This is a genomic window from Pantoea sp. NPDC088449, assembly GCF_044753225.1.
In the GTDB taxonomy this organism is placed as follows: Bacteria; Pseudomonadota; Gammaproteobacteria; order Enterobacterales; family Enterobacteriaceae; genus Pantoea; species Pantoea floridensis.
Map to the genome: position 1 here is coordinate 2,098,310 of NZ_JBIVMT010000001.1, position 11,786 is coordinate 2,110,095.

Consider the following 11,786-nt stretch of genomic DNA (forward strand, 5'->3'; position numbering starts at 1 on the left):
GGCGAACGGCAGACGCCGCTCGCCCCAGGGAATTACAGCTCGCGACCCAGCACCTGACGCAGATGCGCCCCGGCACCCAGCAAGCCCGGCTGATCGTGAGTGATCATATATACCGGAATATCGACCAGATAATCGCGGAAACGGCCTTTATCTTCAAACGCTGCACGGAAGCCGGAAGCTTTGAAGAAATCGAGGAAGCGCGGCACGATACCGCCGGCAATATAGACGCCGCCAAAGGTGCCAAGGTTCAACGCCAGGTTACCGCCAAAGCGGCCCATGATGACGCAGAACAGCGACAGCGCGCGACGGCAATCGATGCACGTATCTTTCAACGCACGCTCGGTCACATCTTTTGGTTTAAGATTTTCGGGTTCGCGCTCATCAGACTTGACGATGGCACGGTACAGATTGACCAATCCCGCACCGGAAAGCACGCGTTCAGCCGAAACATGGCCAATTTCCGCGCGTAACACCTCAAGAATGTCACTCTCTTCTTCACTGTTTGGCGCGAAGTCGACGTGACCGCCCTCGCCCGGCAAACTGATCCAACGTTTATCTACATGCACCAGATGACTCACGCCGAGGCCGGTGCCTGCACCATAGATGGCGATAGGTTTACCTTCAACCGGCGTCTTGCCACCAAACTGAATCACTTCCTTTTCGCTCAGCATTGGAATCGCCATTGATACCGCAGTGAAATCATTGATGATTTCCAGGCTTTCCAGCGCCAGATTCTGCTTCATTACTTTGGTCGAAAACGCCCAATCGTGATTGGTCATTTCCACCCAATCGCCGGTGATCGGACAGGCAATGGCGATGCAGGCATGTTTGATGTCCTGCTTTTGCTCGTCGAGATAATGACGGATCACCGCTTCGAGATTGTCGTAGTCTGATGTTGAAAAGGTTTCGGCTTGCGAAATTGTGCCAGTTTCCACCTCACACAATGCGAGGCGGGCATTGGTGCCGCCCACATCGCCGACCAGGGCGTATGTTGTCATTCTTCTGCTGCTCCGCTTGGGTCATAAACAATTGCAGGACACTATAAAAGCCTGCCAATAAAACAACAACGCCCACCTGCACGATGGGCGTAATCCATTCAACAATGCTGCACAGCCTACCGATCCCCTGCCTCACTGCACAGCGGCAACTTTCCGAATTTTAGCGGCTATTGCGCTGGTGCAACGCGGCGGTCACCTTACGCAGCAGCGGCGGTAAGTCCTGTTTATCCATTACCACTTCTACCAGCGACAGGCGGCGATTAAGCATTAATTGCGCCATCACCGCCTCAAGTTGTGCCGTTTCGCTGACGCGCCAGCTCTGCGCCGCGCACTGTACACTCATCGCGTGGGGCAATGCGGTCCAGTTCCACTGGGCGATGTCGTTGTAACGCTGTTCGGCACCGTGAATTGCTCGCTCAACCGTATAGCCATCATTATTCAGGAGAAAGATGATCGGTTGTTGACCATCGCGCTGCATCGAGCCCAATTCCTGAATCGTCAACTGCGCTGAGCCATCCCCGATAATCAGAATCACACGACGATCGGGCTGTGCGGTTTGCGCACCAAAGGTGGCAGGTAAAGTATAGCCAATCGACCCCCATAACGGCTGCACCAACAATTGCGCATCGACCGGTAAGCGCAGCGCCGCGGCGCCAAATGCGGCAGTACCTTGATCGGCAAGGATAATGTCACCCGGCAGCAGGAAGCGCTGCATCGCCTGCCAGAAAGCGTTCTGACTGATTAGCGCCGCACCGATATGCTCATTTTCTTCACACTGCATGCCCTCTGCGAGTCGCCAGTGCGCGCAGTGTCGCTGATAAATCGGCATTAATGCAGCCAGCGCCTGTGCCATCGTTAGCGGCGCAAACACCTCGCCAGCGACCTTGGCCTGAAACGGCTGCAGATCGATGACGCGTTCGGCAGGCAGATTTTGTGTGAAGCCGGCGGTTAAGGTGTCGGTAAAACGCACGCCGACGCACAGCGTTACGTCGGTGTCCTCAATCGCCTGACGTACGTGGTCGCTGCTGCCTTCTGCTGCGTAAGTGCCAACGTAGCCTGGCTGCTGCTCATTCAGCACGCCTTTGCCCATTAATAAGGTGGCCGCCGGAATCGCGCGCAGTTGCCGCAGCGTTTCGAGCTGTGGCTGCAGCTGCCAGCGCGAGGCGAGGAAATCCGCCAGCAGCGCGACCCGCTGCGCCGGTGCCAGAAAGCGTTCTGCCGCATCGGCAAACGCGGCGGCCACCTGCTGCTGCTGCTGGTCAGAAACGACGTTTATTGCGCTGGGCATCACAACATCGCTTGCTGCCACATCCACCGCCAGTAACAAGTAGCCCGGACGATGCTGCTCTAGCGCCTCGGCGATCACCCGATCAATCTCGGCCACCGCATTTTCCGCCGTTAACACCGCAGAGGCGACGCTCACTTCCTGCGCCATACGAAGAAAATGGCCAAAATCGCCGTCACCGAGCGAATGATGCACGCAATCCCCTTGCTGCTGCGCCTGACTCGCTGGCGCGCCAACGATATGAATTACCGGCACATATTCGGCGTAGCTGCCAGCAATACCGTTGATAGCACTTAATTCACCGACGCCAAAGGTCGTCAGCAGCGCCGCTGCGCCGTTGCAGCGACCGTAGCCATCTGCCGCATAGGCCGCATTGAGTTCATTCGCACAACCTACCCAGGTAATTTCCGGGTGCGCAATCACGCTATCGAGAAATTGCAGGTTGTAATCACCCGGCACGCCGAACAAATGACGAATGCCGGATTGCTGTAAACGGTGCAGTAAATAATCGCCAATATTGAAGGTTTTCATCGACAGCTCCTTGTTAAGGGGATGATCAGGAGTATTAGCGATGTGGCTGAATTGGCGAGGTTTTCACCATCGCGATGCGGGGATTTGTGGCAAGCATTCGTTACGACGACAGATAATTCTGTAAGTTGCGATCTTCGGCGCGTTTCACCTTAGTGTAAACGCATACACTGCTATGCTGATGTCACTTTCTCCCCTATTGAGACAGGAACGCTGCATGACTGCTTTTCCCCATCCTGAACGTTATCAACAGATGCAATATCGTCGCAGTGGCCGTAGCGGCCTGAAGTTACCGGCTATTTCGCTGGGGCTATGGCACAACTTTGGCGACAGTACCCGCGTCGATAATAGCCGTGAACTGTTGCGACACGCCTTTGATCGCGGCATTACTCATTTCGATCTGGCCAACAATTACGGCCCGCCTCCGGGATCGGCAGAATCTAACTTTGGTCGCATTCTGCGCGAGGATTTTCAAGGGCTACGCGATGAGTTGGTGATCTCGACGAAAGCGGGTTACACCATGTGGGATGGCCCTTATGGCGATTGGGGCTCACGCAAATATTTGATTTCCAGTCTCGATCAGAGCCTTAAACGTATGAGGCTGGAGTATGTGGATATTTTCTATCATCACCGTCCCGATCCCGAAACCCCACTGGAAGAAACCATGCGTGCGCTCGATCAGGTGGTGCGTCAGGGCAAAGCGCTGTACGCCGCCATATCGAACTATCCAGCGGACAAAGCCGCTGAAGCAATTGCGATTCTGCGCGATCTCGGTACGCCATGCCTGATTCATCAGCCGCGTTATTCCCTGTTTGAGCGCACGCCGGAACAGGGTTTGCTGGATGTGCTAGGCGATAACGGCGTTGGCTGCATTGCCTTCTCACCGCTGGCGGGTGGCGTATTAACTGACCGCTATTTGCAGGGTATTCCAGAAGATTCGCGTATCGCGAGCGGCAGTAAGTTCCTGAGTGAAAGCCAATTGACACAAGAGAAGATGGAAAAAGTGCGTCAGTTGCAGGCCATTGCTCAGCAGCGTGGCCAAAAGCTGGCGCAAACGGCATTAAGCTGGGTATTGCGCGATGCGCGGGTGACCTCGGTGCTAATCGGTGCCAGCAAAACTGCGCAAATTGATGATGCCGTGGAGATGTTAAGTCAGCCAGCGCTGAGCTCGGATGAAATTAAAGCTATCGATAATATCTTAGTGTAAACGCTTACTCGCCCGGCTTTTGCCGGGTGTTCTCTGTAGCAGAAAATTCTCCAAAGATGTACCGCCACGTTTTTTCGGATTGATTCTCAAGGTATGGCTGGTCCGATGTGGCAAAATAGCGCAACGGTAGCAGTAATAAGCCGCCGAAAAGGAGAATTTATGAAACGTGCCATTTTATTTGCCGCCTTGCTGGCATCCCTATCCCCGCTGGCGTCGCACACAGCAGAAGCCAATAGTGCCACCATCAATTTAGCTCCGGGTGTTACGCTACATCTCGGCGATCGCGACCGACACGGCAATTACTGGGACGGCAGTCGCTGGCGTGAACCGCGCTGGTGGAACGACCGTTATCAGTACAACGATCATCGCTGGTGGCGTCATGAAGAGTGGAAACGTCACCGCGCTTATGAACGTGAGCGCGAACGTCGCTGGCATGAACGCGAACGTCGTGAACACTGGCGTCACGATCATCGCCATGACGATCGCCGTGGCCATCACGATCATCACCATCATTAAAGGAAAAATCCCGCTTAATTGCGGGATTTTTCTTTTATCTGCGTCTTACCAGCCGAGCGCCTCACCCACTAACAAGTAAAGATTTAGTGCGATCACCAACACCACAATCAGCCGCCCGGCATTCTGCATCAGGCGCGAGTTAACCATTGCGTCGCCCATTAACTCCCGATTTCCGGTGAATGACAGCAGCGGAATCAGCGCCAGCGCGATACCAAAACTCAGCAATACCTGGCTCATCACCAGAATACGCGTAGGATCCCATCCCGCCCAAATCACAATAAATGAGGGCAGCATGGTGATAGTACGACGGAACCACAATGGAATGTGGAAGCGAATAAAGCCCTGCATCACCACCTGTCCCGCCAGCGTACCGACCACGGTAGATGAAAGACCGGCAGCGACCAGGCTCAGGCCGAAGACAATAGCCGCAGCCTGACCAAGCAGCGGCTGCAGCGTGAGATACGCCTGGTCGAGATCGACAATGCTCGAATGGCCGCTGAAGTGAAACGCTGCTGCGGCCGTCGCCATCATTGCCAGATTAACAAAGCCCGCAATGGTCATCGCGATCGCCACATCCAGCTTAGTGGAGGAGTAGCGTTCCGCTTTACTGCCTTTATTACCGTGCTGCGTCAGCGCCGAGTGCAGATAAATCACGTGCGGCATAATAGTGGCGCCCAATACCCCAGCGGCAAGGAAAACCGCATCTGAAGTCGGTAACGTAGGTAATGCCATCCCAACAACTAATTCGCTGACCTTGGGCTGTGAGAAAAACAGCTCAACAATATAGGCGGCCGCCACAAACAGTAATAGACCGCCAATCACCAGTTCCAGCGGCTTTTGGCCACGACTCTGCAGCATCAAAATCAGATAAGTAGCAATCCCGGTTAATACCGCGCCTTGCAGAAGCGATATCCCCAATAACAGTTTGAAACCAAGCGCTGCACCGATGAATTCCGCGAGATCGGTTGCCATTGCGATGATCTCCGCCTGCACCCAATAGAACCACACCGCCGGGCGCGGGAAGCGATCGCGAATGTGTTCAGCCAGATTTTTGCCGGTGGCAATCCCCAGCTTGGCGGACATGAGCTGAATCAACATCGCCATGACATTGGCCCACACCACCACCCATAACAGCTTATAGCCGTAAGCGGCGCCGGCCTGAATATTGGTTGCGAAGTTACCGGGATCGATATAACCAATAGCCGCGATAAACGCGGGACCCAGCAGGGCGAGCTTGATCTTTCTGGCTCCGCGAGCGGCGCGCTCTACGGTGCGGCTTTCTAACATAGTTTGACCCTGTCTTAATGCATGTGACCCGAGCAGCTTAAGCGGTCAGCAAGGCAAGTGAAATTTGATTATAGTTATTGTATTAATAGATAGTGCTATGAAGTATAGCCATTGCTATACCTTTAGGTAAAGCGTGTTCTCGTCAAAAAAGTGGCAACGCAATTGACTCTACTCCTGGGTCATTTTATAGACAATGTTTTTGTGGATATTTCTTGTGAATGATTTGTAACCGGGTTGTGAGCGGTGAGACTTATCTGAGAAATAACGCGATAGCGATTACTTATAATGTGGTTTTGATCTCGTTTTTAAGTAACGCGTTACATAGAATACGCAGCAAAATACAACCCTCCTCAAATTTGGAGCCGACATGTCCCATGTTTTGCATTTTATTTTAGCACTAGTGGTGGTAGCCGTGCTGGCCTTGCTGGTCAGTCACGACCGTAAAAGCATTCGCGTTCGCTACATCGTTCAACTTTTAGTGATCGAAGTGCTGCTGGCCTGGTTCTTCCTTAACTCATCCGTTGGCCTCGGCTTTGTACAAGGCTTCGCGGGTGTGTTTGATCATCTGCTTAAATATGCGGCCGAAGGCACCAACTTTGTATTCGGCAACATGAATGAGAAAGGCCTCGCCTTCTTCTTCCTGAATGTTCTCTGCCCAATTGTCTTCATCTCAGCGTTGATCGGTATTTTGCAACATTTCCGTATATTGCCATGGGTCATTCGCGGCATTGGTACCGTGCTGTCAAAGGTCAACGGTATGGGCAAACTGGAATCCTTTAACGCCGTAAGCTCTCTGATTTTGGGACAGTCAGAAAACTTCATCGCCTATAAGGATATCCTCGGCAAAATGTCACAGCGCCGCATGTACACCATGGCAGCGACCGCGATGTCGACCGTTTCCATGTCGATTGTCGGCGCGTACATGACCATGCTGCAGCCGAAATATGTGGTAGCTGCGCTGGTTCTGAACATGTTCAGCACCTTTATTGTCTTGTCGCTTATCAACCCATACCGCGTGGACAGCGAAGAAGATCTGCAGTTGCAGGATCTGCATAAGGGTCAGAGCTTCTTCGAAATGCTGGGCGAATATATCCTCGCCGGTTTCAAAGTTGCGATTATTGTGGCCGCAATGCTGATTGGTTTCATCGCGCTGATTTCCGGCCTGAACGCACTGTTCGATTTGATCTTCGGCATCAGCTTCCAGGGCGTGTTGGGCTATGTGTTCTATCCATTCGCCTGGGTGATGGGTGTGCCTTCGCACGAAGCGCTGCAGGTTGGCAGCATCATGGCAACGAAACTGGTTTCCAACGAATTCGTGGCGATGATGGACCTGCAGAAAATCGCCGGTCAACTCTCGCCGCATGCGGAAGGTATCTTGTCAGTGTTCCTCGTTTCCTTTGCTAACTTCTCCTCAATCGGGATTGTGGCGGGTGCGATTAAAGGTTTGCACGAAGAGCAAGGTAATGTGGTTTCACGCTTCGGCCTGAAACTGCTGTACGGCTCAACGCTGGTGAGCGTGCTGTCTGCAGCCATTGCCGGTCTGGTGTTGGCCTTCTGATCGTCAGGGCGGGCTTCGGCTCGCCCTTCTCATCTTAATTGTTCAATCGGTTCTATCCCGCATCGTCCCTGCTTTCCCCTGCAATCACCCGCCTCATCGCTGAAGGTAAAATCTTTGCACGATATTGAATTTCCGCTGTTACTGCCTGCGCATTTGAGAAACGGCAAAACCGCACAATAGATTGCGCTGCTCTAGATTGATGGTTTTTTGAATGTGTTCAGAACGAACAGAGATTTGGTGGAGATAAGCGGGATCGAACCGCTGACCTCTTGCATGCCATGCAAGCGCTCTCCCAGCTGAGCTATACCCCCACATCTGGAAATCATTTTTCGGTCAAACCGTTGGGAAGGTTTGTTTGGTGGAGATAAGCGGGATCGAACCGCTGACCTCTTGCATGCCATGCAAGCGCTCTCCCAGCTGAGCTATACCCCCGAACCGAAAAACTGCCGAGTAAACTCGACGGACGGCATAATATGAAACCGCCTCTTGAGTGTCAACGTCAAATTCTCGTTCTGTGTTCGATCGCTGAAAAAGGCGTCAACCCCACGCTATCATAGCCTTTTTTCAGGGTGCGCCGCCTTTCTGAGCCCACTCCCACTCGGCTATTTGGCAACGACCTGGCATTACATCGTTAAACTTTAGTTAAAGATGTTAGGAACAGTCTTGTTTTCGTTAATGGTGCGTGTGAAACTTAGCGCGCTAATTAACCGGTCATCCTTCCAGGGTCTTTCTCTTTATGACCGGCCAGCAATATCCCTTTGTTCAATAAAAGAAAAGTGAATTATGTCGCTGCATACCCCAAAAGAGATCGCCCAACTGGCGATTCAAGCTGGCGTAGCTAAAAGCCGCCTGCCTATCTCCACCTTGTTAATTCTTGGCTTTATGGCCGGAGCATTTATCGCCACCGGTTTTCTGCTCGACCTGCATGTTATTAATCAACTCCCGGCAGAATGGGGCTCATTCGGCGTATTGCTGGGTGCCGCCGTATTCCCGGTCGGTTTGATTATGACGGTGTTGGCCGGAGGCGAACTGCTCACCGGAAATATGATGACCCTGCCGATAGCCTGGTTCGCGCGCCGAATCAGTGGCTTTAACGTGCTACGTAACTGGTTTTGGGTAACCATTGCTAATTTCATCGGCAGCGTGGCGGTCGCCTGGTTTTTTGGTCACATGCTGGGGATGACTGAGGGTGATTACCTGAAGAAAACCGTGGCAATTGCCCACGCCAAAGTGAATGCCGATTTCCTGCATGCCTTCATCTCCGGCATTGGCTGCAACTGGCTGGTGTGTCTGGCCGTTTGGCTCGCCTTCGCCAGCAAAGACGTGGTGGGTAAGATCTTTGGCATGTGGTTCCCGGTGATGGCTTTCGTGGCGATTGGCTTCCAGCACGTTGTCGCTAACATGTTTATTGTGCCGGCCGCAATTTTCGCAGGCCAACTGAGCTGGGCTGAATTTGCGCCAAACGTTATTGCCGTATTTCTTGGTAACGGTGTTGGCGGCGCAGTATTTGTTGGTCTCACCTATTTCATCGCTTTCCGTCCAGAAAGCGCCGCGGTTAGCGAAGCGCAATAATAGAAATATGCCTTTTGTTGTAGAGCAGAAGGCATTTTCTGCCTAGGTTACTTCTCCCCGTTACGTTTTGTTGTAATATGTATAGCTAATGTATTTAACAGGGACAGCATCGTGAAAAAGGAATGGCTTACCCCCGAGGAGCTCGCGCTGGAAACGGGCTACAGTCGGCAAACGGTGAATAAATGGATCAAGCGTGAAAACTGGACAACCACGCCGAAACCCGGTGTTCAGGGTGGTAAAGCGCGATTGATTCATATTGATGAACGCGTAAAAAGCTTTGTTCAATCTACCCGCCACGCGAACGAACCGGCGGCTAATTACGGTGCACAACAAAATACGTTACCTGCGTTATTAATAAATTCTGTCCAGCAAATGACAGCGGCGGAGCAGGAACAATTTGCGGCGTTGTTATTACGGGAAGGGATTCGCGGCGTACTGGAAAGGCTGGGAATTCAGGAAGAATAAAAAAGCCGGAAGCACATGCTTCCGGCTTTTTCATATCAGGTTATGCGTTTGCTTCACGCTCAGCGATGAACGCCAGCGCTTTCTCAATTCGCGCTACGCTACGGCTACGACCAATCGCCTCTACCGTGACATCCAACGCGGGAGACTGACCCGCACCGGTAACGGCTACGCGCAACGGCATACCGACTTTGCCCATGCCCAGCTCAAGCTCATCTGCCGCCGCCTGAATCGCATTGTGCACATTCTCGGCATTCCAGCTGCTGTCGCTAATGGCCGCCAATTTATCGCGCACCACTTCCAGCGGCTGACGCGCAACGGGACGCAGATGCTTCTTCGCGGCATCCGCATCAAAGGCTTCAAACTCTTCATAGAAGTAACGGCAAGAGGCAGCGATCTCAACCAGCGTTTTGCAGCGTTCGCCGAGCAGCGTCACCAGCTTCGCCAGTTCCGGCCCCGTGCGGGTATCAATCTTCTGCTGCTCAATGTGCCACTGCAGCTGCGTAGCAACATATTCCGGCGGCAGCGTATTAATGTAATGATGGTTCAGCCACTGCAGCTTTTCCGTGTTGAAAGCACTGGCGGATTTGCTCACTGCATCAAGGGTGAACAGCTCAGCCATTTCCGCCACGCTAAATATTTCCTGATCGCCGTGTGACCAGCCGAGGCGCACCAGATAGTTGAGCAGTGCTTCTGGCAGGTAGCCGTCATCGCGATACTGCATCACGCCAACTGCACCATGACGCTTAGACAATTTCTTGCTGTCATCACCGAGGATCATTGATACGTGCGCGTAGGTTGGCACTTCTGCACCAATCGCTTTCAGGATGTTGATCTGGCGTGGCGTGTTGTTGATATGGTCTTCGCCACGGATCACGTGGGTGATGCCCATATCCCAGTCATCCACGACAACACAGAAGTTGTAGGTTGGTGAACCGTCGGTGCGACGAATGATCAGGTCATCCAGTTCCTGGTTGCTGAATTCGATCGGACCACGAATCTGGTCATCAAAGATAACCGAGCCTTCCTGAGGATTGCGGAAGCGCACTACGCACGGCTCATCTGCGGCGTGATGTTCATGGCTATCGCGGCAACGTCCGTCGTAGCGCGGCTTTTCACCTTTTTCCATCTGCTCTTCACGCAGCGCGTCTAAACGCTCTTTGCTGCAATAGCATTTATAGGCAGTGCCTGCTTCCAGCATGTCGTCTATCACCGCGTTGTAGCGATCAAAACGTTTGGTCTGATAATACGGACCTTCATCCCAGTTGAGGCTCAGCCAGTTCATACCGTCCATAATGGCTTCGATGGCTTCCGGGGTGGATCGCTCCAGATCGGTATCTTCGATACGCAAAACAAATTCGCCCTTGTTGTGGCGAGCATAGAGCCAGGAGTAAAGAGCAGTACGTGCACCGCCCACATGCAGATAGCCGGTAGGGCTGGGTGCGAAGCGAGTTTTGATTTTCATTCAGCATTGCCTTAAATGCGCAGGTTTCATTGTCTGGATGACAAAAAAACGGGTTAACGCGAAAAACAGTGCGCATATTCTAGCAGGTGAGGATGATTCCTCAATGATTGTCGCGGCGGCATCCCGGTTTGCTGAACGCTTTTCTGCTAATAAAACCAGCACATTGGCTAAAAGCCCTTCACGATGATTATTTTTAAAGCGAACGCACATTTAAGTTTTAAAAAGCGTTGACTCACTTTAAAGGATCCCTATAATGCGACTCCACACAGCGGGGGTGATTAGCTCAGTTGGTAGAGCATCTCCCTTACAAGGAGGGGGTCGGCGGTTCGAGCCCGTCATCACCCACCACTCTTAAATGAAGATTTTTGAGTTGGCCCGCAGTGAACAAGAGATAAGATATGGGTGATTAGCTCAGTTGGTAGAGCATCTCCCTTACAAGGAGGGGGTCGGCGGTTCGAGCCCGTCATCACCCACCATATCTCAGTTGAAAAACGCTCTTGTTAAGCAGTACCGAAGTGGGTGATTAGCTCAGTTGGTAGAGCATCTCCCTTACAAGGAGGGGGTCGGCGGTTCGAGCCCGTCATCACCCACCACTTCGGGTCGTTAGCTCAGTTGGTAGAGCAGTTGACTTTTAATCAATTGGTCGCAGGTTCGAATCCTGCACGACCCACCAATTTAGAGAAAAGCGCCTTTTGGCGCTTTTTTCGTTTCTGCGCTCAGAAGGTTAGCGTGCAGGGTGAGAACCTGCTGCAGGTTCGACTGAATCGCCGGGAGCGATTCAGGCTGATGCGTAAGCATCACCCGAAGGGCGAGGCCCAGGATGGGCCGAGGCATATCCTGCACGACCCACCAATTCAGAAAAAAGCGCCTATTGGCGCTTTTTTCGTTTCTGTGCTCAGAAGGTTAGC

The 11,786-nt window shown here is 52.6% G+C and carries 9 protein-coding genes, 6 tRNA genes and 1 other RNA gene; 10 read left to right on the forward strand and 6 right to left on the reverse strand.

Features of this window, described 5'->3' with window-relative positions; genetic code table 11:
* Positions 1 to 32: 32 nt before the first annotated feature.
* Positions 33 to 998: a glucokinase gene (glk, locus tag ACIP6T_RS10015; protein ID WP_097096526.1), complete on the reverse strand. Its 966-nt coding sequence runs from the start codon at positions 996 to 998 to the stop codon at positions 33 to 35.
* Positions 999 to 1,158: 160 nt separating this feature from the next.
* Positions 1,159 to 2,814 (reverse strand): alpha-keto acid decarboxylase family protein, encoded by a 1,656-nt coding sequence (locus ACIP6T_RS10020; protein WP_400456722.1) that lies wholly within the window; start codon positions 2,812 to 2,814, stop codon positions 1,159 to 1,161.
* A 214-nt stretch (positions 2,815 to 3,028) separates the two neighbouring features.
* Here ACIP6T_RS10020 and mgrA point away from each other — a divergent pair, with 214 nt between their 5' ends.
* Entirely contained in the window at positions 3,029 to 4,018 is a 990-nt protein-coding gene (gene mgrA / locus ACIP6T_RS10025; RefSeq protein ID WP_400456724.1) for an L-glyceraldehyde 3-phosphate reductase, read from the forward strand.
* A gap of 159 nt (positions 4,019 to 4,177) precedes the next feature.
* Positions 4,178 to 4,534 (forward strand): DUF2502 domain-containing protein, encoded by a 357-nt coding sequence (locus ACIP6T_RS10030; protein WP_097096523.1) that lies wholly within the window; start codon positions 4,178 to 4,180, stop codon positions 4,532 to 4,534.
* Positions 4,535 to 4,579: 45 nt separating this feature from the next.
* Here ACIP6T_RS10030 and ACIP6T_RS10035 read toward each other — a convergent pair whose 3' ends face one another.
* Positions 4,580 to 5,821 (reverse strand): Nramp family divalent metal transporter, encoded by a 1,242-nt coding sequence (locus ACIP6T_RS10035; RefSeq protein WP_097096522.1) that lies wholly within the window; start codon positions 5,819 to 5,821, stop codon positions 4,580 to 4,582.
* A 367-nt stretch (positions 5,822 to 6,188) separates the two neighbouring features.
* On the opposite strand from ACIP6T_RS10035, the gene ACIP6T_RS10040 reads away from it, so the two are divergent.
* A complete protein-coding gene (locus ACIP6T_RS10040; RefSeq protein WP_097096521.1) occupies positions 6,189 to 7,379 on the forward strand; it encodes a NupC/NupG family nucleoside CNT transporter in 1,191 nt (396 codons plus the stop codon).
* Positions 7,380 to 7,614: 235 nt separating this feature from the next.
* Here the strand turns inward: ACIP6T_RS10040 and ACIP6T_RS10045 are convergent.
* Positions 7,615 to 7,690, reverse strand: a tRNA-Ala gene (locus ACIP6T_RS10045).
* Between the two features lie 45 nt (positions 7,691 to 7,735).
* Positions 7,736 to 7,811 (reverse strand) — tRNA-Ala (locus ACIP6T_RS10050).
* Between the two features lie 351 nt (positions 7,812 to 8,162).
* Here ACIP6T_RS10050 and ACIP6T_RS10055 point away from each other — a divergent pair.
* Entirely contained in the window at positions 8,163 to 8,951 is a 789-nt protein-coding gene (locus tag ACIP6T_RS10055; RefSeq protein ID WP_400456727.1) for a formate/nitrite transporter family protein, read from the forward strand.
* 111 nt (positions 8,952 to 9,062) lie between these two features.
* Positions 9,063 to 9,416, forward strand: a complete 354-nt coding sequence (locus tag ACIP6T_RS10060; RefSeq protein WP_008102134.1) for a YfeC-like transcriptional regulator — start codon at positions 9,063 to 9,065, stop codon at positions 9,414 to 9,416.
* 40 nt (positions 9,417 to 9,456) lie between these two features.
* On the opposite strand, the gene gltX is transcribed toward ACIP6T_RS10060, so the two are convergent.
* Positions 9,457 to 10,878, reverse strand: coding sequence for a glutamate--tRNA ligase (gltX, locus tag ACIP6T_RS10065; RefSeq protein WP_400456730.1), 1,422 nt, complete (start codon positions 10,876 to 10,878; stop codon positions 9,457 to 9,459).
* A gap of 272 nt (positions 10,879 to 11,150) precedes the next feature.
* Between gltX and ACIP6T_RS10070 the strand changes: the two genes are divergently transcribed.
* The 5 genes from ACIP6T_RS10070 (at position 11,151) to ACIP6T_RS10090 (ending at position 11,730) form a co-directional block, all read left to right on the forward strand.
* Positions 11,151 to 11,226, forward strand: a tRNA-Val gene (locus ACIP6T_RS10070).
* A 52-nt stretch (positions 11,227 to 11,278) separates the two neighbouring features.
* Positions 11,279 to 11,354, forward strand: a tRNA-Val gene (locus tag ACIP6T_RS10075).
* A gap of 41 nt (positions 11,355 to 11,395) precedes the next feature.
* Positions 11,396 to 11,471, forward strand: a tRNA-Val gene (locus tag ACIP6T_RS10080).
* Positions 11,472 to 11,475: 4 nt separating this feature from the next.
* Positions 11,476 to 11,551: transfer RNA gene (locus ACIP6T_RS10085), tRNA-Lys, on the forward strand.
* Positions 11,552 to 11,593: 42 nt separating this feature from the next.
* A non-coding RNA gene (locus tag ACIP6T_RS10090) (RtT sRNA) lies at positions 11,594 to 11,730 on the forward strand.
* Positions 11,731 to 11,786: the final 56 nt, after the last annotated feature.

Bases quoted from the DNA above. Each gene is read 5' to 3' on its own strand.
- ACIP6T_RS10035 (WP_097096522.1), bottom strand. From the start codon at position 5,821: ATGTTAGAAAGCCGCACCGTAGAGCGCGCCGCTCGCGGAGCCAGAAAG.
- ACIP6T_RS10030 (WP_097096523.1), top strand. From the start codon at position 4,178: ATGAAACGTGCCATTTTATTTGCCGCCTTGCTGGCATCCCTATCCCCG.
- mgrA (WP_400456724.1), top strand. From the start codon at position 3,029: ATGACTGCTTTTCCCCATCCTGAACGTTATCAACAGATGCAATATCGT.
- ACIP6T_RS10055 (WP_400456727.1), top strand. From the start codon at position 8,163: ATGTCGCTGCATACCCCAAAAGAGATCGCCCAACTGGCGATTCAAGCT.
- ACIP6T_RS10040 (WP_097096521.1), top strand. From the start codon at position 6,189: ATGTCCCATGTTTTGCATTTTATTTTAGCACTAGTGGTGGTAGCCGTG.
- gltX (WP_400456730.1), bottom strand. From the start codon at position 10,878: ATGAAAATCAAAACTCGCTTCGCACCCAGCCCTACCGGCTATCTGCAT.
- ACIP6T_RS10020 (WP_400456722.1), bottom strand. From the start codon at position 2,814: ATGAAAACCTTCAATATTGGCGATTATTTACTGCACCGTTTACAGCAA.
- glk (WP_097096526.1), bottom strand. From the start codon at position 998: ATGACAACATACGCCCTGGTCGGCGATGTGGGCGGCACCAATGCCCGC.